The sequence below is a fragment of the Methylobacterium sp. D53M genome, assembly GCF_053345625.1.
In genome coordinates, this window is sequence record NZ_JBKFAL010000031.1 from 22,893 (window position 1) to 47,066 (window position 24,174).

20 protein-coding genes and 2 pseudogenes are annotated in these 24,174 nt (G+C 69.8%); 12 read left to right on the top strand and 10 right to left on the bottom strand.

All coding sequences use genetic code 11. From position 1 onward, the window contains the following. Positions 1–237: 237 nt before the first annotated feature. The 3 genes and pseudogenes from ACLBYG_RS27570 to ACLBYG_RS27580 form a co-directional block, all read right to left on the bottom strand. Positions 238–498: pseudogene (locus ACLBYG_RS27570) on the bottom strand (transposase domain-containing protein); the annotation flags it as partial. Between the two features lie 110 nt (positions 499–608). After that, positions 609–1,170, bottom strand: a pseudogene (locus ACLBYG_RS27575) (IS630 family transposase); the annotation flags it as partial. 133 nt (positions 1,171–1,303) lie between these two features. Next, positions 1,304–2,743: a carbohydrate porin gene (locus ACLBYG_RS27580; RefSeq protein WP_447683609.1), complete on the bottom strand. Its 1,440-nt coding sequence runs from the start codon at positions 2,741–2,743 to the stop codon at positions 1,304–1,306. Between ACLBYG_RS27580 and ACLBYG_RS27585 the strand changes: the two genes are divergently transcribed. From ACLBYG_RS27585 to eutC, 12 genes are all read left to right on the top strand, one after another. Then, positions 2,742–2,867, top strand: coding sequence for a hypothetical protein (locus tag ACLBYG_RS27585; protein WP_447683586.1), 126 nt, complete (start codon positions 2,742–2,744; stop codon positions 2,865–2,867). The two genes, ACLBYG_RS27580 and ACLBYG_RS27585, sit on opposite strands and share 2 nt — an antisense overlap. Before the next feature lie 574 nt (positions 2,868–3,441). Continuing rightward, positions 3,442–5,001 (top strand): ABC transporter substrate-binding protein, encoded by a 1,560-nt coding sequence (locus tag ACLBYG_RS27590; protein WP_447683587.1) that lies wholly within the window; start codon positions 3,442–3,444, stop codon positions 4,999–5,001. Between the two features lie 56 nt (positions 5,002–5,057). Next, positions 5,058–6,038, top strand: a complete 981-nt coding sequence (locus ACLBYG_RS27595; protein ID WP_447683588.1) for an ABC transporter permease — start codon at positions 5,058–5,060, stop codon at positions 6,036–6,038. After that, entirely contained in the window at positions 6,038–6,958 is a 921-nt protein-coding gene (locus tag ACLBYG_RS27600) for an ABC transporter permease (protein WP_447683589.1), read from the top strand. The genes ACLBYG_RS27595 and ACLBYG_RS27600 overlap by 1 nt, the downstream gene beginning before the upstream one ends. Beyond that, the gene (locus tag ACLBYG_RS27605) at positions 6,958–8,808 is read left to right on the top strand and encodes an ABC transporter ATP-binding protein (protein ID WP_447683590.1); all 1,851 of its coding nucleotides are present in this window, start codon (positions 6,958–6,960) and stop codon (positions 8,806–8,808) included. The genes ACLBYG_RS27600 and ACLBYG_RS27605 overlap by 1 nt, the downstream gene beginning before the upstream one ends. Positions 8,809–8,906: 98 nt before the next feature. Continuing rightward, positions 8,907–9,665, top strand: coding sequence for a DeoR/GlpR family DNA-binding transcription regulator (locus ACLBYG_RS27610; protein WP_056530356.1), 759 nt, complete (start codon positions 8,907–8,909; stop codon positions 9,663–9,665). Further along, positions 9,658–10,950: an allantoate amidohydrolase gene (locus ACLBYG_RS27615; protein WP_447683591.1), complete on the top strand. Its 1,293-nt coding sequence runs from the start codon at positions 9,658–9,660 to the stop codon at positions 10,948–10,950. Before ACLBYG_RS27610 ends, ACLBYG_RS27615 begins: the two co-directional genes overlap by 8 nt. After that, the gene (locus ACLBYG_RS27620) at positions 10,947–11,927 is read left to right on the top strand and encodes a phosphotransferase family protein (protein ID WP_447683592.1); all 981 of its coding nucleotides are present in this window, start codon (positions 10,947–10,949) and stop codon (positions 11,925–11,927) included. The genes ACLBYG_RS27615 and ACLBYG_RS27620 overlap by 4 nt, the downstream gene beginning before the upstream one ends. A gap of 10 nt (positions 11,928–11,937) precedes the next feature. Then, a complete protein-coding gene (locus ACLBYG_RS27625; RefSeq protein WP_056530347.1) occupies positions 11,938–12,873 on the top strand; it encodes a phosphotransferase in 936 nt (311 codons plus the stop codon). Between the two features lie 11 nt (positions 12,874–12,884). Beyond that, a complete protein-coding gene (locus ACLBYG_RS27630; RefSeq protein WP_447683593.1) occupies positions 12,885–13,664 on the top strand; it encodes an inositol monophosphatase family protein in 780 nt (259 codons plus the stop codon). 28 nt (positions 13,665–13,692) lie between these two features. Then, positions 13,693–15,096 carry an ethanolamine ammonia-lyase subunit EutB gene (locus tag ACLBYG_RS27635; RefSeq protein ID WP_447683594.1) on the top strand — a complete coding sequence of 468 codons (1,404 nt, stop codon included), beginning with the start codon at positions 13,693–13,695 and terminating at the stop codon, positions 15,094–15,096. Then, positions 15,093–15,896, top strand: coding sequence for an ethanolamine ammonia-lyase subunit EutC (eutC, locus tag ACLBYG_RS27640; RefSeq protein ID WP_447683595.1), 804 nt, complete (start codon positions 15,093–15,095; stop codon positions 15,894–15,896). Before ACLBYG_RS27635 ends, eutC begins: the two co-directional genes overlap by 4 nt. Before the next feature lie 32 nt (positions 15,897–15,928). Here eutC and ACLBYG_RS27645 read toward each other — a convergent pair whose 3' ends face one another. From ACLBYG_RS27645 to ACLBYG_RS27675, 7 genes are all read right to left on the bottom strand, one after another. Then, on the bottom strand, positions 15,929–17,485 hold the full coding sequence (locus ACLBYG_RS27645) for an amidase (protein ID WP_447683596.1): 1,557 nt from the start codon (positions 17,483–17,485) through the stop codon (positions 15,929–15,931). A gap of 43 nt (positions 17,486–17,528) precedes the next feature. After that, positions 17,529–18,254, bottom strand: a complete 726-nt coding sequence (locus ACLBYG_RS27650; RefSeq protein WP_447683597.1) for an ABC transporter ATP-binding protein — start codon at positions 18,252–18,254, stop codon at positions 17,529–17,531. A gap of 1 nt (position 18,255) precedes the next feature. Further along, positions 18,256–19,014 carry an ATP-binding cassette domain-containing protein gene (locus ACLBYG_RS27655; RefSeq protein ID WP_447683598.1) on the bottom strand — a complete coding sequence of 253 codons (759 nt, stop codon included), beginning with the start codon at positions 19,012–19,014 and terminating at the stop codon, positions 18,256–18,258. Then, entirely contained in the window at positions 19,011–20,078 is a 1,068-nt protein-coding gene (locus ACLBYG_RS27660; RefSeq protein ID WP_447683599.1) for an ABC transporter permease subunit, read from the bottom strand. The genes ACLBYG_RS27655 and ACLBYG_RS27660 overlap by 4 nt, the downstream gene beginning before the upstream one ends. Next, positions 20,075–20,941 (bottom strand): branched-chain amino acid ABC transporter permease, encoded by an 867-nt coding sequence (locus ACLBYG_RS27665; RefSeq protein ID WP_447683600.1) that lies wholly within the window; start codon positions 20,939–20,941, stop codon positions 20,075–20,077. The genes ACLBYG_RS27660 and ACLBYG_RS27665 overlap by 4 nt, the downstream gene beginning before the upstream one ends. Positions 20,942–20,946: 5 nt before the next feature. Beyond that, a complete protein-coding gene (locus ACLBYG_RS27670; RefSeq protein WP_199866141.1) occupies positions 20,947–22,191 on the bottom strand; it encodes an urea ABC transporter substrate-binding protein in 1,245 nt (414 codons plus the stop codon). Between the two features lie 573 nt (positions 22,192–22,764). After that, positions 22,765–24,116 (bottom strand): IS3 family transposase gene (locus ACLBYG_RS27675; RefSeq protein ID WP_447683601.1). Its coding sequence is split into 2 segments (ribosomal slippage): positions 22,765–23,778 and positions 23,781–24,116, totalling 1,350 coding nucleotides; the frame shifts between segments, so codons are not numbered across the junction. Positions 24,117–24,174 lie beyond the last annotated feature (58 nt).

Sequence of the window (24,174 nt, forward strand, 5' to 3'; positions counted from 1 at the left end):
GAGCCGTAAGTTTCCACCCTCTCGCGCGAGAGCGGTGAAGGGGTCATGCCGGTCGGTGCAATCGCTCCGACAAGCCGGCCGCCTGGGCCCGGCGTGTCTGCTTCACAGCAATTGCGACTTGAAAGCAGACCAGCGGCTTTCGGCCAGCATCTGCCACCACAACGCGCCCTTCTAAACGTCCAAAAGTAAGCGCTGTCCTCAGGCCATGGCTCTGAGGGCTGGCGTTGGCTGGTGAGCCTATGGCAGCAGATCATAGAGGTGCCGCTGCGGATGGCCCTCGATGATGCGGGTGATGATGTCGGCCAGGTAAGCCTGCGGCTCGACGCCGACGAGCTTGCAGGTCTCGACCAGGGAGGCGATCACCGCCCAGTGCTCGCCTACGCCGTCCGAACCAGCAAACAGGGCATTCTTGCGATTGAGGGCCAACGGCCGGATCGCGCGCTCGACGGTGTTGGAGTCAATCTCTACACGCCCATCATCGAGGAACAGACTCAGCCCGACGTCATCACCCGCATCGTCGCCGGCCACCCGCAGAGCAATATCGACGACCTGCTAGCCTGGGCCTACGCCCCATAGCTCCTCAAAGCCGTGGCCTGAGAACGACGCTTACGGTCGAGCGCCTGGACCTGGGACTTCTCATCCATGCACCGCACCAGGGTGCGTGCGGGCGGAGCCAGATAGAGCCCGACGAGGTCGCGGACTTTCTCGGCAAACACTGGGTCGGTCGAGAGCTTGAAGGTCTCGGACCGGTGCGGCTGCAGGCCGAACGCCCGCCACACCCGTCCGACCATCGTGCCTGACACCCCGCTGGCCTTGGCCATGCTGCGCCGGCTCCAGTGGCTGGCCCCCTGCGGGCGTTCGGAGAGAGTGCGGTCGATTAGTTCGGCAACCTGTTCGTCCCCGATCCGGCGCGGTGCTCCTGAGGGCGGGTCGTCGAGGAGCCCGTCCGTGCGCAGACGGGCGAACCGCTCGCGCCACTTGCCGACCGTGTGCTTGCCCGTGCTCAGCTCTGCCGCGATGGTGGTGGTGCTCGCCCCGTCAGCGGCCAGCAGCACGATCCTGGCGCGCAGGGCGAGACCCCAGGGCTGTCTTGCGGCGGCGAGCCCAGCTCTCCAACTCGCCTCGCTCCTCGGCGCCCAGATCGAGAGACGTGGGCACGCGGTAGGCCATCGGCACCTCCCAGCACGCCCACACTTTGTCACAAACTTCAGGCGCAGGACACTAGGCCGGACGACGGAGTCAGCTGAGCGCCCGCGCAGCCTGGGTGCTTCGGAGATGGCCGCTCAGGCGGAGCGGTCGCGTCTCAGCCCGGAGCCAAGCCGAGCAGCGTGCCGAGCGGGACCGACAGGGTGAAGCCGCCGTAGAAGCCGTCCTTGGGGCGGCGTGCCGTGTATGGATTGAAGTAGGAATTGCCGTTCACGAGGTACTGCACGACCGGCTCCAAGACCACGCCGCCCGGCATCGCGAAGTGGGCGTTGAGTTCAAACACGAACTTGTCCCGGGAGAAGGGAGCGCCCGTCCCGCCCGAGATGAAGTTCGCGTCGGCGAGGAAGCGCGTGTAGTTCTCGTTGAGGCGCTGCCAGTTGATCTTGATGCCGTAGGTGTCGAGGGGGCGGCTCTGATCCGGGGCCTGCAGGAGCAGTCCGACGAAGCTGTTGAAGCGGATCGGGATCGTCGGATCGAAGGCGTAGCCGGTCCCCGTATAGACCGAGATCGCGGTCGGGTGCGGATTGACCTCGCGTCCGCCGTCGGCCCGCCAGAGGGTCTGCGTACCCGTCAGCACGATGCCCGAAGTTCCGGACTTCTGAAGGACCGGCGTGCCGGGATTAAGCCCTTTGGACGTTCCGAAGACGGTCTTGAAGTTGTCGTCGTGATCAGCCGCGTTGAAGAAGCCCGTCAACGAGGCGCGTCCGGGATAAGTTTCCTGCGTGTAATCGGTCACGCGGCCGACCTCGAACATGGCGAGGGCCCCGGACAGGCGCTCGTAGCCCCAATCGTAACCCGAGAGGACGTTGGTTCCGGGATTCACACTGAAGGCGCCGGCCTGGATGTACGTGGTCGGCGAGATCTTGTAGGCGAAATTCGCTCCCCAGACCGAGTAGAGCGGCGAAGTCCAGCCGGCATTGAAATACAGGATGTCCTGGAAGCAGGAATTGATCGAGTTGCAGGGCGGCAGGGCGTAGTATCGGCCCGGATGGGTGCGGCCCACCTCAATCACGAGGCGATCGTCGAGCAGCTTCTGCTGATAGGTCAGGAGCGACAGGCGGTTGTCGTTCGGATTGTAGGGCGGCTGATACCCGACCGTCGTGTCGCCGATGTCGCCAGCCATGTTGAGGTTGCGCACCAGGCCGAAGAGCGTCTCGGTGAAATTGATACTGCCGCCCGCGATACCGGCGAGCTTCTGCATGTCCGCCGTCATCGACAGGACGAAGTACGCGGAATTCGATTGCTGCCCGGTGCGCAGGCCCGCGGACGGGCTGGCCTGATAGAAGTCGTACATGTTGATGTCGAAGGTGAAGCCGGCCGCTGCCATCTCCGTCGCCAAGGGCGCGAGCGGGCCGACGCGGACCGGGGACGCCGCTTTGGCGGCGATCTCCGGGTTCGTCCGCGCCTGTGTCTGATCGCTCAAGGTCTCGACCGGCGTCGCGGTCTGCGCCGCGGCCGGATGTGCGGTCAGTCCCGATCCGAGCACGAGCAGGCCCAGGACCGCGCCGGTCCCGGACGGCGAGGCGAAGCGCGACATGTCCCCGATCATCGTGATCTCCGTTCGGGGGCCCGGCCGGCGCGTGCCGGAGCGCGGGCCGGCCGCGGAGCGGCAGGCCGAGCGGCCGGGAGCCGTCGGAACCCATTCGGTGCCGGTGGTGTGACTGGTTCGGCGTTCTGCGCGCCTTCTCGATGACGGGCCGATCACGGTTCGGTCGTCAGCCGAATCCGGTCTCGCCGAAGGACGCCGCTACTCTCGCGGGTCCGAACTCACCGATGCCTCAACGTGTCACGAGAGATTCCGCGTCGTCAATGGGCCCTGCATGGTTTTTGTGTACTCTGACCGAGTCGAGATTTTTCGGCCACAGTCGAGCGGGGCAGGGTGGTCTCGGCGCGTAATGCTGAGACAGCGGTTTAATCCCACTACTTTTGTTTAAGACACCGACAGACCATCCATCTCGCGTTGTATCGGCGCGGATTTGGGTCGCAGATTGCCTTGTCACACGAGGTTGATGCCACGTTTGCTCGCTGCACGAGCATCCTCGGCGCCGGGGATCCGATAATCGACAGCGCGGTTAGTTCGCGAGCATTGTGCCCGAACTTCGAGCATCCCAGTTCCGACCGCGCGGCGGCGAGCGCCGATCCCGTCCGCTCGGGCGATCCATGACGGTGGCACGCGGCTTGCTTTGTGGTTTTTGACCGATGTGTGCTGTCGGTCCGAAGGTGGAGGGCGACGGGATGGATCGCAGGCGGTTCCTTCAGCGGCTTGGTGCGATCGCCGCAGGCGCGCAGATCAACCCCGACGTCCTGATCTCCTCGGCCTTCGCCCAGAGCGCGCGGCCTCTGGTCTTCCTGTCGGCGGAGAACATCACCGGGAACTGGGACCCGACGGCCCACACGACGCTCTCGCAGAAGAACATCGAGGGGTTCGTGATGGGCTTCCTCACGCGCACACCGATGACGCTCGATGACCCGGGCAAGGTGGTCTACGAACTGGCGACCGACATCAGGCTTCTCGACCCGCACCGCCTGCAGATCACCCTGCGCGACGGGGTCACGTTCCACGACGGGAAGCCGTTTAAGGCCGAGGACGTGAAGGCGACTTTCGAGTACGGCGCGCAGCCCGATCGACCGGCGCAATGGTATCCCGGACCGACCGACACGCTCGCGATCACGACGCCCGACGACCGCACGGTGATCGTCGACACGACGAAGGGCGGGTATCCGGCGCACCTCTTCGTCTTCCTGGCCTCGTTCCTGCCGATCATGTCGGCGAAGGACGTGGCCGAGGGGCCCGGCGGCATCCTCGCCAAGCGCCTCAACGGCACGGGCCCGTTCCGCTTCGTCGAGCAGCGCGGCAACACCACGGTGCTTAAGGCGAACGAGGGCTACTTCAAGGGGAAGCCGGCGATCCCCGGCATCGACTTCACCTTCACGGCGGATTCGACCACCCGGATGCTCTCCCTGATGAACGGGCAGGCCTCCATCGTCGAGCGCCTGGAGCCCGAGCAGGTCGAGACGGTCAAGGGCAATCCGAAGATCGCCGTCAGCCGGATCGTCTCGGTCGAGAACAAGTACCTGTGGTTCCGGTGCTCCAAGCCGCCGTTCAACGACGTTCGCCTGCGCCTCGCCGCCTGCCACGCGATCGACCGGAGCGTCATCCTCGATGTCCTGGGCTCCGCGGGCCACGCCTCGTCGAACTTCGTCTCGCCGGTGAAGTTCGGCTACGTCGACCTGAAGAACTATCCCGCCTACGACCCGGACAAGACGCAGGCGCTGCTGGCGGAGGCCGGCTTCCCGAAAGGGAAGGGCTTGCCGCCGCTGGAATACATCACCTCGGTCGGTTTCTACCCGAAGACCAAGGAATACGGTGAGATCATCACCGCGATGCTGAACGAGCAGGGCTTCCCGGTCACCCTCACCGTGCTGGAACCCGCGGCCTGGAACGAGCGCCTCTACCACCGCCCCGGTGGCGGACCGGGCCACATGATCGATTGCGGCTGGTCGACCGGATCGCCCGAGCCCGACCTCGTGCTGCGCACGCATTTCCACGGGTCCTCGCACCGCATCACGGGTCTCGCGGATCCGGAGGTCGACGCGAGCCTCGACAAGGAGCGGAACGCGCCGACCCTGGAGGCGCGCAGGACGATCCTGCAGACCGAGACCATGCCGCTCCTGGCCGCCAAGGCGCCGGCCCTCTCGCTCTTCACCTCGGCGATGATCCACGCGATGCAGGCCGACCTGAAGGGCCTCTTCATCTACCCCGACGGCTCGATCGACGCCGCGCGCACGGCCTGACCGGAACCCCGTCCCCGCCGCGTCCGGCGGCGCGCCATCCCAGACCCCATCGTCCGATGTTCGTGCTCAGCTTCCTCGCCCGGCGCCTCGCGCAGGGGGCGATCATCATCGCCCTGGTCTCACTCCTGATCTTCACGCTCCTGCGCGTCGTTCCGGGCGACCCGGTGCGCCTGATGGTCGGCGGGATGGCGCCGGATTCCCTGGTGGAGCAGATCGCCGACCGGATGGGCCTGCGCGACCCGATCCTGGTCCAGTTCGGCCGCTACGCCGGGCAGGTGGTGCGCGGCGACCTCGGCCACAGCTTCGTGCGGCCCGCGAACGGCGCGGCCACGGGCGGGGCGAATTTCGACGACGCGACCCGGGCGGAGCGGGCGTCCGTCGCCACCCTCATCGGCGAGGCGCTGCCGATGACGCTCCAGCTCGCGGCCCTGGCGCTGACGTTCGCCCTGGCCTTCTCGTCGCTCCTCGGCATCGCCGCGGGACTCAGGCCGGGCGGACTGGCGGACAGGTTCGCGTTCGCGGTCTCGTCGATCTTCATCTCGCTGCCAAATTTCTGGCTCGCGATCGTGCTCGCGCTCCTGTTCTCGGTGAAGCTCCGCTGGCTCCCGGCTGTCGGCTACGGGGGCTTCTCCTACACGATCCTCCCGGCCATCGTGCTCGCGGTGGAACTGTCCCCGGTGCTGATCCGCACCCTCTCGGGCGCCGTGGCCGCTCAGATGGGCGAGGCCTACGTCGCGGTCGGCCGCATCCGCGGTCTCACGGAGACACGGATCGTCGGGGCGCACGTCCTGCGCAACGCCGCCGTGCCGCTGCTCAACCTCCTCGGCGTCCAGTTCTCCAGCCTGCTCGGCGGCGTGATCATCGTCGAGTACATCCTCGACTATCCCGGGCTCGGCCTGCTCACCATCAACGCCGTGCTGCAGCGCGACTTCCCGCTGATCCAGGGCATCGCGATCGTCACCAGCGCGATCTTCGTCGTGATCAACATCCTCGTCGATCTGGCCGCCACGATCATCGATCCGAGGCTCGCCTACTGATGGGCGTCGAGTCGAGCCTTACCCTCGGGACCGCCCCGCTCGATACGGGAAGCGCCCGCTCGATCGGGCGCCGCATCCTCGGACGCGCGGCCCGGGCGACCGGCTTCCGCATCGGCCTCGGTCTGCTCGGGGTCCTGGTCCTGGCCACGCTCCTCTATCCCGAGCTCAGCGGCCTCGATCCCGGCAAGATGGATGTCCGCGCCCGCCTGCTGCCGCCGCTCCTCGCCGGTCCGCACTGGCGCTGGGCGCACCCGCTCGGCACGGACCAGATCGGCCGCGACATGCTCGTCCGCTGCCTGATCGGCCTGCGCTACTCCGTCCTGATCGGCGTCGCCGCCACCGCGCTGACCCTCGTCATCGGCTGCGCGCTCGGCATGGTCGCGGGCTATCTCGGCGGCCGGACCGACGCGGTGATCATGCGCGTCACCGACGCGCAGCTCTCGATACCCATGATCATCCTGGCGATCGCGGTGCTCGGCGTCTCGAGACCGACGATCCCCGCCATCATCCTCGTGCTCGGGCTGTCCAACTGGCCCGTCTACGCCCGCGTGACGCGCTCCGTCGCGATGGCCGAGCGCGGGCGCGAGTACGTCCGGGCGGCGCAGGTCTCCGGCGCGAGCCATACCCGGATCGTGCTGACGCTGCTGACCCCGCTCCTAGTGCCGCCGATCCTGTTCACGGCGGTGCTCGACATCGCCCGCATGATGATCTTCGAATCGACGCTCGGCTTCCTCGGTCTGGGCGTGCAGCCGCCGACGCCGACCTTCGGGAACATCATCGCGGATGGCCGGAAGTACCTGCTGAACGCGTGGTGGATCGCCACCATGCCGGGCGTGTTCCTCGGCCTCACGCTCGTCGGCCTCAACCTGATCGGCGCGGCGTGCGAGCGGGCGCGCGACGCGATCCACGGAGGCGCCTGATGGACACGCCGCCGGTCCTGTCCGTCCGCGAGCTGAGCGTCGACCTCGCCGGGCCCGTCGCCGGGCGGCGGATCCTCGACGGCATCGCGTTCGACGTCGCGCCGCGTGAGATCGTCGGCGTGGTCGGCGCCACCGGCGCGGGGAAGACGGTCCTGGCGAAGGCCCTGGTCAACGGTCTGGAGCCGCCGCTCACCGCGCGCGGGACGGTGCGCTTCCGCGAGCGGGACATCCTCGGTCTCGCCCCGCGCGCGATGCGGCCCCTGCGCCGGGAGATCGCCTATGTCGGCGCCAACCCGATGGGCGCTCTCGACCCCACGCTGCCCGTCGGCCACCAGATCGCCGAGAAGATGCGGGCCGTGAATCCCGCCGTCGCGGCCGCGGAGGCGCGCCGCCGGGTCGTCGCGCTGCTCGACGCGGTCCGGATACCCTCCGCCGCCCGGCGCTTCCACGATTACCCGTCGCAGTTCTCCGGCGGCATGATGCAGCGCGCGCTGCTGGTGGACGCGATGATCTCGGATCCGGCGCTCCTCGTCGCCGACAACGTCACTCAGCCCCTCGACGTGACCGTGGCCGCCCAGGTCATCCGCCTGATGCGCGAGCTCACGGAGCGCTTCCAGACGGCGATCCTGTTCGTCTCCTCGTCGCTCCCGGTCGCCCGGGAGGCCGCGTCGCGCACGCTCGTCATCGATGCGGGCCGCCTCGTCGAGGAGCAGCCGACCGACGCGCTGATCGCCCGGCCGCGGCACGCCTACACCCGCGACCTGGTCGCCCAGATCCCGACCATCTGGACCCGCTCCCCCGCGCTGCCGCGCACCGGCGAGCCCGCGCGCGACCACTCCGAAGCGCGCCCGGTCATCCGCCTGGAGGACGTGTCGCAGACCTACCGGGTACGGGAGCGGGGGACCTTCGCGGGGACGAGCGCGCTCCGCGCCGTGCGCAACGTGACCGTCGACATCCACAGGGGCGACAGCTTCGCGGTGGTCGGCGAGAGCGGCTGCGGCAAGTCCACCTTGATGCGCCTGCTCAGTCGCCTGGAGCGGCCCAGCGGCGGCCGGATCCTGTGCGACGGGCAGGACATCGCGCCGCTCGCGGGACCGGCGCTGCTCGGGTTCCGCCGCAAGCTCCAGCTTGTGCTGCAGGACCCGTTCAACTCGCTGCCCCCCCGCACCGGCATCGGCGCGATGCTCGAGGCGCCCCTGCGCACCCACGGATGGTGGGATGCCGCCCGCATCCGCGAGCGCGTCCGCGCGGTCATGAACGATGTCGGCCTCAGCACCGCCCTCTACGACGCGCTGCCCGTCGGCCTCTCCGCGGGGCAGCGCCAGCGCATCAACGTCGCCCGCGCGATGGTGCTCGAGCCCGAGATCCTTCTGATGGACGAGACGCTCTCGGCGCTCGACCAGACCGAGCAGTTCCGGCTGCTCGCGCTGTTCGAGAAGCTTCAGCGGGCACACGGCCTCACCTACATCTTCATCAGCCACGACCTCGCGATGGTGCGCAAAGCCTGCAACCGCGTCGCCGTCATGTACCTGGGCGAGGTCGTGGAACTCGCCGATAACGAGCGCCTGTTCTTCGATCCGGGCCACCCCTACACGAAGGCCCTGCTGTCGGCGATGCCGACCCTGGAGGAGCGCCGCTACCGCCCCGAGGAGTGCCTCCTCGACGGCGAGCCGCCGAGCCCGATCGACCTTCCGGCCGGCTGCGCCTTCCGCTCGCGCTGTCCCCGGGCCTTCGCGCCCTGCGCGGCCGAGAGTCCGAACCTCGTGATGCGCGGCGCGGGCGCGCTCGCCGCCTGCCACCGCGTCACAGCTCCCGGCCGGTCCACGTCGAGGCAGCAGGTTAACAGATGACGGAACCCGATGAATTGCGGCCCGTCGAGGACCGTGCCAACCCGTTCCTAGGTTGCGTCCCGTCGCGAGGGATTACAACCCTTGGGAGACGGACGCCGATGAGTATAACCGAGCCGCGCCTGCAACTGATCCTGACGGAGTTGCAGCGCGACGGTCGCGTATCGGTCAACGAGTTGGCGAGCCGCCTCGGAATCAGCACCGAGACGGTCCGGCGCGACCTGCGGGACCTCGAGATGCGCGGGCATGCCCGCCGGGTCTACGGCGGCGCCGTCATCGACCAGAAGAAGGACGATCAGCCCTTCGACGAGCGGGCGCGCGTCGGCATGCGCGAGAAGGCGCGCATCGCGTCGGCCGCCCTGGCCTTGGTGGAGGACGGCATGACCGTCTTCATCGACACCGGCACCACGACCCTGGCTTTCGCCCGGCAGCTGGTCGGCCGGCGAATCACCATCCACACCAACTCTATCGGCATCGCCACCCTGTTCGCCGACGATCCGCAGTCGCAGGTGACCGTGCTCGGCGGCGAGATGAAGCCGCATTACCGCGGGCTGTTCGGCCACCGCACCGTCGCGGCCGTGCGCGAGCACGTCTACGACCTCGCCGTCATGGGCATCGTGACCGTGCATCGCGAGCACGGCTTCATGGATCTCGGCCAGGAGGAGGCGGTCCTGCGCCGCGCCGCCGTCGAGCAGACCCGGCGCTCGGTGATCCTGGCCGACAGCTCGAAATTCGGGCGGCTCGGCACGATCCGGACCCTAGGTCTCGGCGACGTCGACACGCTCGTCACCAACGCGCCCCTGGCGAGCGACTTCGCCGACGCCTTCCGACACCTGAACGTGGATGTGCTCCATGCCTGAGACACCGTCGCCGTCCTCCGTGCGGATCGATGCCGCACGCCTCCACGGGATGATGGACGCCGTATCGCGCTTCGGTGGCGGCGGCGACGGGTCGATGACGCGCCTCGCGCTCTCGGCCCAGGACGGCGCCGCCCGCGACTGGCTCGGCGCCTGGTTCCGGGAGAACGGCTTCACGCCGCAGGTCGACCGGATCGGCAACCAGTTCGGCCACGTCGACCTCGCCGGGGGCAACGCGCCGACCGTCATGGTCGGCTCTCACCTCGACAGCCAGCCCAACGGCGGCCGCTTCGACGGTGCCCTCGGCGTCGTCGCGGCCTGCGAGGCGATCCGTGCCGTGCGCGCGTCCCTAGCGGAGCGCGGGCTGAGGTCGGCCTGCAACTTCGTCGTGGCCAACTGGACCAACGAGGAGGGCGCCCGCTTCCAGCCGAGCCTCCTCGGCAGCAGCGTGTTCGCCGGCCAAGCCGAGCTGGCCTGGGCCCTGGACCGGCGCGACGGCGCCGGGATCGCGGTCGGCGACGCCCTGGAGGCGATCGGCTACGCCGGGACTGACACGGTCCCGGTCCCGGACGCGTTCATCGAGCTCCACATCGAGGGCGGCCCCGTGCTGGAGCGGGAGGGGAAGCAGTTCGGCGCCTTCACCCGCTACTGGGGAGCCACCAAGTATCGCCTCGCCTTCCTCGGCCGGCAGGCCCATACCGGCCCGACCCCGATGGCCGAGCGCCGCGATGCCCTGCTCGCGGCCGCCTACCTGATCGCCGACCTGAAGGACATGACCGGCGATTACGGGCTCGACCTGCACACCTCGGTCGGACGGCTGGAGGTGTTCCCGAACTCGCCCAACACCGTGCCGAGCGAGGCGGTGCTGTTCATCGAGCTGCGCTCCGGCGCGCCGGCGATCCTCGAGGAGGCCGAGGCCCGGCTCCGGACGTTCATCGCCGCGGCGGCGGCGCGGGCCGGCGTCGACTCGGAGGTCCGCGCCATCGATCTGCGGCCCGCGGGCGCCATGCATCCCGGCCTCGTCCGGCTCGCGGAGCGGGCCGGCGCCCGCAACGACGCGCCGCCGCGGCCCCTCGACACGATCGGCGGCCACGACGCGATCAGCCTCGCCGCCGTCTGCCCCGCGATCGTGCTGGCGGTGCCCTGCCGGGACGGGGTCATGCACCATCCGACCGAGTTCGCAGCCCCGGAGGATCGGGCCTTCGGCACCCAGGTCCTGGCCGACATGCTGATGCTGCTGGCGACGGAGGGGCTCGCGGCCCTCGGCACCGGGGGAGAGGGCCGGTGAAGGCGCCGGGCGCGCCCGACGGCGCTCACGAGCGGCTGGCCGAGGAGGCCCTCGCGGCGACCCCCCTCCTAGCGGACCGGCGGGTTCGCTACGGCGTGGCCTGCCCAGGCGCGGCGTCGCCGTCGTACCACGGCGTCGAGTCGGCCACCTTCCTGGTGGCGACGGCGCCGGACGCGGATCCGGACTACTTCCTCAAGGTCACCGAGCCGGCCGCCGCCGCTCTCATCGACCCCGCCGCCGCGTTCGAGGCCGCGACGCGCGTCGCCGCGCTGGGGCTCGGCCCCGAGCCGCTGCATCTGGCGCGGGCGCAGGGGTCGATCCTGTTCCGGCGCCTCGGCCCCGAGTGGCGCCCCGCGTCCCTCGACCGCCTGCGCCAGCCCGACGCCATGACGGCGGTGATCGGGGCCTTCGACCGCATCGCCGCCGGCGCGCCGTTCGGCCGCCGGTGGAGCGTCTTCGACGGCATCCGGACCCTGCGCGCGGCGCTCGGCGCCGAGGGCGAGACCCTGCCGGCGGACCTGCCGCCGGACGCGTGGTTCCTCTTCGACTGGGTCGACGCCATTGAGGCGGCGCTCGCCGCCGCCGGGACCGGGTGCCGGCCGGCCCACGCCGACCCGCACGCCTCCAACCTGCTGTTCGCGCCGGACGGCGCGCTGCGCCTCGTCGACTTCGACATGGCTTGCGATACCGACCCGCACCATCAGCTCGGCGCCTTCCTCAACGAGGCCTGCCCGTTCGAGAGCGAGATGCGACTTGGCATCGAAATCGCTGAGGGGGCCTGCCGGACGGACGTGTTCAGCCGCTGCCGCGCCTACGCTGCCGCCGACGACCTGTACTGGGGCCTGCGGGCGCTGATGATGGACCGCGCCTCGCCCCGGCGGAGCCTGGAGTTCCGGAAATATGCGAACTGGCGCCTGCTGCGCTGCCGAGCGCGGGTCGGCCGCCCGGACTTCGAGGAAACCCTGAGGACGCTGTGAGGAGCGCGGCATGATCCCTCTCGGAGGCGGACGCACAGAGGCCGAGCGGGCCTTCGAGGCGACCCTTCATCGGGTCGCCCCGTGGCAGGGTCGGCCCATGCACTATCGGCCGGTGCTCGGCGGCATCAGCAACACGAACTGGCGCGTCGAGGTCGCCGGCGAGGCGCACCCGTACTTCGTGAAGATGCCCGGGCGCGGCACCGAGATGTTCATCGACCGGGCCGCCGCCCGCGCCGCGAGCCGGCAGGCGGAGGCGATCGGCCTCGGCCCGCGCACCTTCGACTATCTCGACGCGGAAGACGTGGAGATCGCGGAGTTCGTGGAGGGCCGCCGGCCCTCGACCAACCGCGACTTCGCCGACGCGGCCGTGCGCAACGAGGCGATCGCCCTCTATCGCCGCTTCCACGGCGCCCCCCTGCTGCCGCTCACCAAGACAGTGTTCGACATGATCGACGAGCACGACCGGCAGGCCGTCGATCTCGGCGCGCTGCTGCCGCCCGACCAGGCGTGGCTGACCCGTCAGACGCGCCTCGCCCGGGCCGCCCTGGAGGCGTCCGGCATCGACCTCGTGCCGTGCTTCAACGACCCGATGCCCGGCAACTTCCTGATCGGGGAGGACGGCTCGATCCTGCTGATCGACTTCGAGTACGCCTCCAACAACGATCGCCTCTACGATCTCGCGATCTGGAGCGGCGAGATGTTCTTCTCAGAGGACGTCGATCGCGCGATCATCGAGGCGTATTTCGGCCGGTACAGCGACCAGCTCTTCGCCCGGCTGATGGTGCACAAAGCCCTGGCCGACGTGAAATGGTCGACCTGGGCGATGGTGCAGAACCGCATCTCGGACCTCGACTTCGATTTCTACAAGTACGGCATCTGGAAGCACATGCGCGCCCGATCGATCATGAACGACACGCGGTGGCCGGCCTTCCTGAAGGCGCTCTGACCGTGCCGGTGATGCTTCCCACCGCGGACGAGATCCTGGCCTTCGCGACCGGACTCGCCGACGCGGCCCGACCGGTGGCGATGCGCCACTTCCGCACGGCCCTCGACATCGTCGCCAAGGCGGATGCGAGCCCCGTCACCCTGGCGGACCGGGCGATCGAGGCGCTGCTGCGCGAGCGGATCGCGGCGCGCTTCCCGGAGCACGGCATCGTCGGCGAGGAGATGGGTGTGACACCGGGCCAGGGTCCGGTCTGGGTCATCGACCCGATCGACGGCACCAAGAGCTTCGTGACCGGGCTGCCGCTGTTCGGAACCCTGATCGCCCTCCTCGACGGCGGACGGCCGACCATCGGCGTCATCGACATGCCGGCCCTCGGCGAGCGCTGGACGGGCATACCGGGCGCGGCCACGTTCAACGGGGCGCCGGCCCAGACCGGCACCTGCCGGACCCTCGCCGCCGCGCGGTTCTTCACGACAACGCCGGACGGCTTCTCCGGGGCGGACGCGGCGCGCTACCGGCGCCTCGTCGACCGCGTCGGCATCCGGCGGTTCTGCGGCGACTGCTACGCCTACGGCCTGCTGGCTTCCGGCCACTGCGATCTGGTCGCGGAGACCGGCCTGCAGCCCTACGATTACCTCGCCCTCGTCCCGGTGATCGAGGCGGCCGGCGGCGTGATCACCGACTGGGCGGGCTCCGCGCTGACCCTCGACTCGGACGGGCGGGTGCTCGCCGCCGCCACACCCGACCTGCACCAGGCCGCCCTCGACATCCTGCAGGATCGGGTTCCCTGACGTCCGAAAGCGCGCCGGGAGCGCCCGCATGGCCTACGCGACGACGATCGAAGGCACACGCTTCACCTTCCCCGACCTGCGCAGCCTGCTCGCCAAGGCCACGCCGGAGCGCTCGGGCGACCAGCTCGCCGGGCTCTGCGCTGACGGGCCGGTGGAGCGTCTGGCCGCGCAGATCGCCCTCGCCGACCTGCCGCTCAAGACCTTCCTGGCCGAGGAACTGATCCCCTCGGACGAGGACGAGGTCTCCGACCTCATCGCCCGCCGCCACGACGCGCAAGCCTTCGCGCCGGTCGCCTCGCTCACGGTCGGCGCCTTCCGCGAGTGGCTGCTCGCCCCTACCGCCGACGCGGACGCCCTGACCACCCTTGCGCCCGGCCTCACGCCCGAGATGGTCGCGGCGGTCTCCAAGATCTGCCGCCTGCAGGACCTCGTCGCGGTCGCCGCCAAGCGGCCGGTGGTGACGCGCTTCCGCTCGACCATCGGCCTGCCCGGACGCCTCGCCACCCGCAACCAGCCCAACCACCCGACCGACGCCTCCGAGGGCATCCTGATCTCGGCCCTCGACGGCCTGCTGATGGGCTCGGGCGACGCGGTCATCGGCGTGAACCCGGCCACCGACTCTCTGCCAGACTACATCCGCATCGTCGAACTGCTCGAGACCCTGCGGCTGCGCCTCGACGTGCCGACCCAGCACTGCTGCCTCGGCCACGTCACGGTGGCGATCGCCGCCATGGCCCGGGGCGCGCCCGTCGACCTCGTGTTCCAGTCGGTGGCCGGCTCGCAGAAGGCCAATGCCGGCTTCGGCGTCGACCTCGCTGTGCTGCGCGAGGCCTCGGACGCGGCGCGCTCGCTCGGCCGCTGCCCGGCGGGCGGGCAGGTCATGTACTTCGAGACCGGCCAGGGCTCGGCGCTCTCAGCCGACGCCCACTGGGGCGTCGACCAGCAGACCATGGAGGCGCGCGCCTACGCGGTGGCGCGGGAGTTCGACCCGCTCCTCGTCAACACGGTCGTGGGCTTCATCGGCCCCGAGTACCTGTACAACGGCAAGCAGATCGTCCGCGCCGGGCTGGAGGACCACTTCTGCGGCAAGCTGCTCGGCCTGCCGATGGGCGTGGACGTCTGCTACACCAACCACGCCGATGCCGACGGCGAGGACATGGACGCGCTCCTGACCCTGCTGTGCGCGGCCGGGGTCAACTTCGTCATCACGGTGCCGGGGGCGGACGACGTGATGCTGAACTACCAGTCGCTGTCGCACCACGACGCGGTCTTCGCCCGCGAGACCCTGGGTCGCCGTCCGGCCCCTGAATTCGAGGCGTGGCTGCGGACCGTGGGCATCACGGACGCGCAGGGCCGGTTGGCCGGTGCGGCGGGCGCGCTGCCGCCGGCCCTGGCCGGCGTGTCCCGGCTCCTGCCCGGGCGGGCGGCGTGAGCGGCGAGCCGGCCGAGCCGGTCCGTCCGGGCCCGCCGACGCTGCGCGACCTGCGCGGGCTGACCCAGGCGCGCGTCGCCCTGGGGGCGCACGGCGCCGGCCTGCCGACCGGGGCGGCGCTGGCCTTCGGCCTCGACCATGCCCGCGCCCGCGAGGCGGTGTGGACGCCCCTCGACGCGGCCGCGATCCGCGAAGGGCTGCGGGCGCAGGGCCTGGACTCGGTGGAAGTCCGCTCGGCCGTGTCCGACCGGGCCGAGTACCTGCGCCGTCCGGACAAGGGCCGCAGCCTCGATCCGGAATCCGCGTCCGCGCTCGACGGGCACGGCGGGCCGGGCGGGCACGGCGGGCCGGGCTTCGACGTGGCGATCGTGATCGCGGACGGTCTGTCGGCGACGGCGGTCGCGCTGAACGCGGTCCCGGCGGCCACGGCGCTGGCGGGGCGGGTGCGTCGGGCCGGCTGGCGCCTGGCGCCCGTGGTGGTCGCCAGCCAGGGGCGTGTGGCGATCGGCGATCCGATCGGGGCGCGGCTCGGGGCGCGCTGCGTGGTCGTGCTGATCGGGGAGCGTCCGGGCCTGTCGGCCTCGGACAGCCTGGGCTGCTACGTCACGTACGGCCCGGCGCCGGGGCTGCCCGATTCCCGGCGGAACTGCATCTCGAACATCCGGGAGGGCGGTCTGGCGGTCGAGGCGGCCGCCGGGCAGATGGAGGCGCTGCTGCGGGCGATGCTGGCCCAGGGCACCAGCGGCGTCGCGCTGCGTCGGGACGATCCCGCCGATCCGGAGGCTCTCCCGGACGGATAGCCCCCGCCGGGTTCGCGGCGGGAGCTATCGCTTCAAGCCCTGAGGTCGGGGGCCTGGCGGTGGCGGGTCGCCTGCTCGTAATCGTAGGCGAGCCCGAGGAGGTCGGACTCGCTCCAGAGCGGTCCGACGAAGATCAGGCAGAAGGGCGAGCCCGAGGCGTAGCGGCCGGCCGGCACGACCACGCCCGGCAGCCCGGTGATGTTGATCTCGCACACGGTCGTCTCGTGGATCGTCTCCGACCCGTGCAGGGCCGGCACCGCGTCGCGGGTCTGCGGGAAGACCAGGGCGTCGAGACCGTGCTCCGCCATCACCGTCGTGAAGACGTCGAGATACCGCTCGCGTGCCGCCAGGAAATCCGAGAGATCCGGCGGGGCGAGGGGATCGGCGCGGCAGGCCGCGAAGGCCGGCACCTGATTCATCCAGTCGAGGACGCCGCCCGGTGCGAGGGGATCTTCCGCCTTCGTGGCGGCGTCGAATTCGGCGAGGGTCCGGTAGGCCGCCTGCGGACCGAGCCGTTGCAGATAGTGATGGAGGTCGTAGAGCACGCTCTCGATGCCCCGGGCATCGTAGTGATCGAGGCCGGCGACGGGCTGGCCGAGGTCCGCGAAGCCGCTTCCGGCGAAGGGGTCAGCCACCAGGGCGGCGCCCCGTTCGGCGATCTCGGCCTGGGCCCGGGCGTAGAGCTGGATCGTCTCCGCCGAGAGGGCCCGGTCGCGCCAGCCCGGCCCGTAGAGCCCGAGGCGTCTGCCCCGCAGGGCCGTGTCGGACAGCTTGGCGGCGTAGCCGCCCTTCGGACGGCGGCCGATCCCGGCCACGGTCTTCGGGTCGGCGGCGGTGTAGCCGGCCAGGGCATCGAGGGTCAGCGCGGCGTCGCGCACGCAGCGGGCGATCGGCCCGACCACGTCGCGCGTGCTGCCGGCGAGCGGGACCACCCCGGTGTTGGGCACGAGCGCGAAGGTGGGCTTGATGCCGACGAGCCCCTGCGCCGAGGCGGGATTCTGGATCGAGCCGCCGGTTTCCTCGGCGAGTCCGAGGACCGCGAGACTGGCCGCGACGGCCGTGGCGGTGCCGGCGCTCGACCCGCCGGGCAGGAGGTCGGGCGCCGCGGCGTTGAGCGTCGGACCGGCCCAGCTGTCGTTGGCGTGGCTGCCGGTGGCGCTCAGCACGGGCACGTTGGTCTTGCCGAGGACGACGCAGCCGGCCGCCCGCATGCGCTCCACTACGGGCGCGTCCGTGGCCGGCACGAGGTCCACTCCCCCGGCCTCGGCGCAGAGAAAGTGCCAGCCGGCCGTGGTGGGCAGGCCGGCAACGTCCATCGTGTCCTTGATCACGACCGGAACGCCCGCCAGCGGCCCAAGGGCTTCGCCGGCGGCCCTGCGGCGGTCGATCGCTCGCGCCTCGTCGAGGGCGTGCGGATTGAGGAAGATGATCGCGTTGTAGCGGGGATTGTAGGTCTCGATCCGCGCCAGGAAGGCTTCGGTCAGCGCCACGGCCGTCACGCCGCGGGCGTAGGCGGCCTGGACGTCGGCGACGGTCATCTCGGTCAGCATCCCGGCAAGGTCGGGCGCGTCGATCGGGGCAGCATCCATGGGGAACTCCGGACTGGCGAAGGGGAGGGGATCCGGCGGCGGCTCAGGCCATGCCGACGAACTCGTCGATCAGCGACCGGTCGCGCGCGACCTCGGGCGGGACCTCGCGGGTGATGACGCCCTTCTGAAGGATCAGGATGCGTTCCGAGAGGCCGGTGATGCAGGTCAGGTTCTGCTCGACGAGGAGCAGCGCGATGCCGCGCTCGCGCCCGATCCGCAGGAGGCTCTCGATGATCTCCTCGATGATCGAGGGCTGGATGCCCTCCGTCGGCTCGTCCAGCAGGAGGATGGTCGGGCCGCCGCAGAGGCAGCGCGCCAGCGCCAGCAACTGCTGCTCGCCGCCTGACAGGGCGCCCCCGGGCCGGTCGAGGTAGGCCTTCAGCCGGGGGAAGGTTGCGAGGATGTCCGCGATGGTCTCGTCCTCGTCCCGCTTCGCGAGCAGGCAGCCCATGCGCAGATTCTCGCGCACGCTGAGCGCCGGGAAGATCTCGCGCCCCTGGGGTACGTAGCCGAGGCCCATGCGGGCCCGGGCCGTCGGGCTGCGCCGGGTGATGTCGGTCCCGTCGAACCGGACCTGCCCGGCGGTGGCCGGCAGGTAGCCCATCAGGGTGCGCAGCAGCGTGGTCTTGCCCATGCCGTTGTGGCCGAGGATGCCGACGAACTCGCCGGGGCGCACCGCGAGGGTCACGCCGCCGAGGATCGGGATGCGGCCGTAGCCGGAATGCAGGCCCTCGACGGAGAGGAGCGGCGGGCTGGCAGGGTCGGTCATGTCAGGCCGCCTGCTTGCCGAGATAGACGTCGCGCACGCGGCTGTCGGCCAGGACGGCGTCCACCGTATCCTCCATAAGGATTCGGCCCTGGTTGAACACCGTCACGGTCTTGGCGATCATCCGGATGAACGGCATGTCGTGCTCCACCACGATCAGGGCGTGGGTGCGGTTGATCTCGCGGATCAGCGCGGCAGTGCGGTGGACCTCCTCGTGGGTCATGCCGGCGGCGGGCTCGTCGAGGAGGATCAGCTCGGGCTCCTGGGCGAGCACGGTGGCGATCTCGACCCATTGCCGCTGGCCGTGCGCGAGCTGGCCGACGAGGCGCCCGGCGATCCCGGTGAGGTCGAGGCGCGTCAGGGTCTCGTCGACGATGGCGCGGGTGCGGGCGATGGACTTGCGCCGGCCGGCCGCCACGAACACGTTCTCGTGGACCGAGAGGCCGTTGAAGACGTTCGGCACCTGCGTCTTGATGCCGACGCCGAGCCGCGCGATGGCGTGGGGCTCGGCCCCGGTGATGTCCGTGTCGCGCAGGCGGATCCGGCCCTCGGTGGGCTTCAGCTGACCGGTCAGGATCTTGAAGAAGGTGCTCTTCCCGGCGCCGTTCGGCCCGATTAGGCAGCGCAGCTCGACCTCGCCGAGGGTGAAATCGACGTCGGCCACCGCCGTCACCCCGCCGAACCGCATGGTGACGCCGCGGGCCTCGACCAGCGGGCGCAGGGGCGCCCCGTGGGCGCCGGTGAGGGGGGTGGGAGCGCTCATCTCGCGCCTCCCGCGGCGAGCACGTCCTTCGCCTTTCCGCCCGAGGCCCGGGGCGTCCGTGCCCGCTCCAGCAAGCGGAGGCCGAGGGAGCGGGCGACCGGGATCAGCCCCTGCGGCACGAGCAGGACGAAGCCGACGAGGACGACACCGAGCCCGAGGTTTGAATCCACCGCGCTCTGGCTGCCGGCGGCGATGATCAGCGCCTGGATCAGCACCGCGCCGAGCATCGGCCCGACGAGTGTGCCGAGGCCGCCGACCAGGACGTAGATGATGACCTGCGCCGACATCGGCAGCCCGAACACGGTCGGGCTGATGAAGCCGCCCCAGTTGGCGTAGAGACAGCCGGCGAGGCCCGCGACCCCCGCGGCGATCATGAAGGCGATGAGCTTGTAAAGGCGCGGGTCGTAGCCGATCAGCTGGGCCCGGGTCTCGTTCTCGCGGATCGCCACCACCACGCGGCCGAGACGGCTCGCCAGGATCCCCCGCAGCAGCGCGTAGACGAGGATCAGGGCCCCCATCGCGGCGTACCAGATCCCCTCGATGTCCAGCGGCTCGTCGGGATGGCCGGGCGCGTTGAGGGCGGGGATCGCCGGGATGCCGTTGAAGCCGCCCAGCTCCGCCGCGCCGATCCGGTACTGGCTGCCGGAGGTGGCGTTGACGAGCTGGAACAGGATCACCGACACGGTCAGCGTGATGACGCCGATATATGCGTCGCTGATCCGCCCGTAGAACATGAAGTAGCCGAGCAGGCCGGCGAAGAGCATCGGCACCAGGATCGACAGCAGGATGGGCACGGTGCTGTCGCCCATGTTGAGGACCGCGACGGCGTAGGCGTAGCCGCCGAGACCCAGGAAGGCGGCCTGCCCGAAGGACATCACCCCCGCGAAGCCCCAGACGAAGCCCTGCGAGAGGCCGAACATCGCAAGCGCCGCGAAGCCGGTGCACTGAACGAGACCGAACGTGTCGAGGGCGTGCGGTGCCCCGAACAGGATGGCGAGGCCGAGGGCCAGCGTCGCCAGGAAGCCCGCGGCGGAGAGCCGGCGGGCGGGAGCTGCGGAGGTCATAGGCTGCGCCTCAGGTAGCGGCCGGTGATGCCTTGCGGGAGGACGCGGATCAGCAGGATCGCCGCGACGAGGAGGGCGACGTCGCCGATGACCGGCGTCGTCTTGAACGAGACGAGTTCGTTGATGACGCCGAACAGGCTGGAGGCCAGACCGGTGCCGGTGACGATGGCGGGGCCGCCGCCGAGAACCGTGATGAAGGCGCGGGCGATGTAGGCCGCGCCCATGGCCGGGGAGACGCCCGAGATCGGGGCCAGGACGCCGCCGGCGAGGCCCGCCAGGGCGGCGCCGAGGGCGAAGGTCGCCATGTAGACGCGGTTCGGCCGCACCCCCAGCGCCGCGGCCATGCGCGGGTTCTGCATGGTCGCGCGCAGGATCAGGCCGAACTTGGTGAAGCGCAGCACCAGGAACATCGCGGCCAGGGCGGCCAGCGCCGTCGCCACGATGACGAGGCTGTAGAGACTCGCCCCGTAGCGCCCGATGTCGAAGCTGCCGACGGGCGTCGAGACCCCGCGCACGACGTTGCCGTAGAGCGTGGTGATCAGCCCGATCAAGCCCAGGCTGATGCCCCAGGTGGCGAGCATCGTGTCCATCATCCGCCCGTAGAGGAAACGGATGACGGTGCGCTCCAGGATTAGCCCGATCGCGCCGACCACCAGGGGCGGCAGGACGAGCATCGCGATCCAGATGTTGACCCCGGCCCCGCTCGCCATGACCGCCGTGTAGGCGCCGAGCATCATGAACTCGCCGTGGGCGAGGTTGATGATGCGCATCATCCCGTAGATCACCCCGAGACCGAGGGTAATCAGGACCAGGGTGGCGATGCCCGTGATGACGTTGAAGGCGAGCAGCCCGGCGAGATCCATCGCCCTCAGCCCTTCAGGTCCGGCGTGAACTGCTTGTTGGTGCGCGGATTCTTGATCAGGTCGCAGGCACCGCCGGTGTCGGCCGGAAACGAGTTCGGGAAGGTGGCGAGGATCTCCCACTTCCGGTCCTTCGGGCGGGCCAGGTAGGTGTTGCGGATGGTGTGGTGGGTGGCACCGTCCATGGTGACCGTCCCGGTCGGGGACTCGATGCTGAGGCCGCTCTCCAGGGCGGCGATGACCTTGTCACGCTCGATCGAGCCGGCCTTCTTCACCGCCTCGGCCCAGAACAGGATGCCCTCGTAGGTGGCGGTGTCGAGCTCGCTGAGATCCGTGACGTCGGCGCCGAACTTCGCCTGCATGCCGGCGACGAAGGCCTTGCTCGCGGGCGTGTCGAGGTCGTTGTACCAGCCGTAGCAGGTGATGATCCCGTTCGTCGTGGAGGGATCCATCGTCGTCAGCTCGTCGCCGAGCCCGAACACGCTCGACCCGACCGGGATCTTGGACTTCATGCCCGCCGCGTCCCACTGGCGATAGAAGCCCGAATGGTTGGCGCCGACCAGCGCCGAGAGGACGAGATCGGGCTGCGCCTGCTGAATGCGGCTGATCGCGGACGAGAAGTTGGTGACGTCGAGGGGGAAGAAGTCGGTGCCGAGCACCGATCCGCCTCCATCCTTCATGAATTTCGTCATCCAGCTCGCGGTGATGTGCCCGTAATTGTAGTCTGCCGCGACGATGTAGGCCTTCTTGCCCCAGTTCTTGAGGGCGTAATCGACGATGTGGTTGACGGTCTGCGCGGGGGTCGACCCGGTGCAGAACACGTTGCGGTCGCAGACGCCGCCCTCGTACTGCGTGTTGTAGAAGTAGAGGGTGCGCGCGCGGTCGAAGATGGGTCGGATCGCCTCGCGCGACGCCGAAGTGATGCCGCCCTGGATGACGTCGACCTTGTCCTTGAGTGCGAGCTGCTGGGCATACTGGGTGTAGAGCTGCATCGACGATTGCGTGTCGTAGGCGATGAGCTGGATCGGCCGCCCGAGGAGCCCGCCGGCCTTGTTGAGTTGCTCGACCGCGTACTCGGTGGTCTCGATCATCCGCTTGCCTTCGAGGCCCAGCGCGCCGGAGCCGTCGAGCAGGCTGCCGAGCTTGATCGGCTCGGCTGCGAGCCCCTTCCGCGCGACGAACGGCATCGCGACGGTGCCGGCCGCGGCCGCCATCGACAGTTTCAGCACCTTCCGGCGGTCCATCGCACCCATCCCCCGAACTCCTCTCCGCATCGCGCTTCGGGTCCGGTGACCGGAAGCGGGTGAGCGAAGGGTTCGCAAAGTCGATGCCAACCAATCTCACAGATCGGTCAGAAATCGGAGCGGCGACCGAGGGCACACATAGCGTCAGCGGTACTGTCCGCCCGTCGCGGCCGTGGAAATGCCACACAACGATCACGAGGCAGCGACAGCGGCCCGGCCCATGGCGCGCAAGAATCTCGGCATGTCGTGACCGGCTGCCTCCCGACCGGGCTGATCGAGAGGATCAGCCAAGCTCGAAGGGGTCGGTCGTGCGGTGAAATCAAAAGAGGAGCGCGGAGCAGATCGTGCTGAAGCTGCACCAGATCGAGGTGCGGACGGCGCAGGGCGAGATTTTCGCGCTGCCATGCAAGAAGGCGGACGGCGGCCGTCCCATCGATCGGATGACGCGCTAGAAGCCTGTCCGAGTAAGAGCGCACGCACTGAGTAACCTGCGAAGTTCCGTAAGGGGTGTCCGTCGTCAGATGATTTGAGACGACTTGAGGCGCTCAGGAACGGAGGCTCTGGTCCTTCTGGGTTGAGAGGTTAGGCAGCCTGCGCGTGGTAGCGCAAGCGGCGATCTTTGAGGGTCTGGCGCTTGATCCGCGCCCGCTCCTGCAGGATGGCCTCGCCGCGGCCGAAGTAGACGTCGGCGGGGGTGAGGTTGTCCAGGCTCTCGTGAGCCCGAGCGTGGTTGTAATGCTCGACGAAGGCGGCAACCCGCGCCTCCAGTTCGCCGGGCAGGTAGGCGTGTTCGAGCAGGATGCGGTTCTTGAGCGTCTGGTGCCAGCGCTCGATCTTGCCCTGCGTTTGAGGATGGCGGGGCGCGCCGCGGATATGGGTCATGCCCCGGCTGCCGAGCCAGTCGGCCAGATCACCCGCGACGTAGCTCGGCCCGTTGTCGGAGAGCAGCCGCGGCCGATGCGCCACCTGCACATGATCGAGCCCGGCGGCTGCCAGCGCGAGGTCGAGCGTGGCGGTGACGTCGCCGACCTGCATCGTCGCGCACAGCTTCCACGCCACGATGTAGCGCGAGAAGTCATCAAGCACCGTCGAGAGGTAGTACCAGCCCCAGCCAACCACCTTCAGGTAGGTGAAGTCCGTCTGCCAAAGCTGGTTTGGCGCGGTGGTCTTGTCGCGGAACTCGTTGGCGGCTTTGATCACGATGTAGGCCGGGCTGGTGATCAGGTCCTGAGCTTTGAGCAGACGGTAGACGGTCGCCTCGGAGACGAAGTAGCGCCGCTCGTCGGTGAAGCGCACCGCCAGCTCGCGCGGGCTGAGGTCCGGCTCCTCCAGCGCGAGAGCGACGATCTGATCGCGAACCTCGGCGGGCAACCGGTTCCAGACCCGGCTGGGTCGGGACGGGCGATCCGCCAATGCCTCGAGGCCGCCACGCTGGAAAGCGTCGTACCACCGGTAGAACGTTGCCCGGGTGACGCCGAGCTTGTCCAGGGTGGCGCGCACCGGCAGATGGGATTGCTCGACCAGCCGGATGATCTCTAGCTTCTCAGAGGCCGGGTACCTCATGCCTCGTCGCCCCCAGCCCCGGTCATACTTTTTTTCAGCAGGCGGTTTTCCAGGACGAGATCGGCCACGACCTCCTTCAGCGCACCCGCCTCGCGACGCAGGTCCTGGACCTCGTCGGCGGTCGCGGCACGGGCCGTGTCGCCGGCCAGTCGCTTCTTGCCGGCTTCCAGGAACTCCTTCGACCAGCCGTAGTACATCGAGCTGGCGATGCCCTCGCGCCGACACAGCTCGGCGATGCTGTCCTCGCCGCGCAGGCCATCCAGCACGATGCGGATCTTCTCCTCGGCCGAGAACTGCCGGCGCGTGGCGCGGCGGATGTCCTTGATCACGGCTTCTGCCGGCTTCCGCGCCGGCCCGGACGTCTGTTTCATCTTCGCTCCTGGGGGCTACGATGAACCAGCCATCCTCCGTTCGTGAAGACCCTCGATC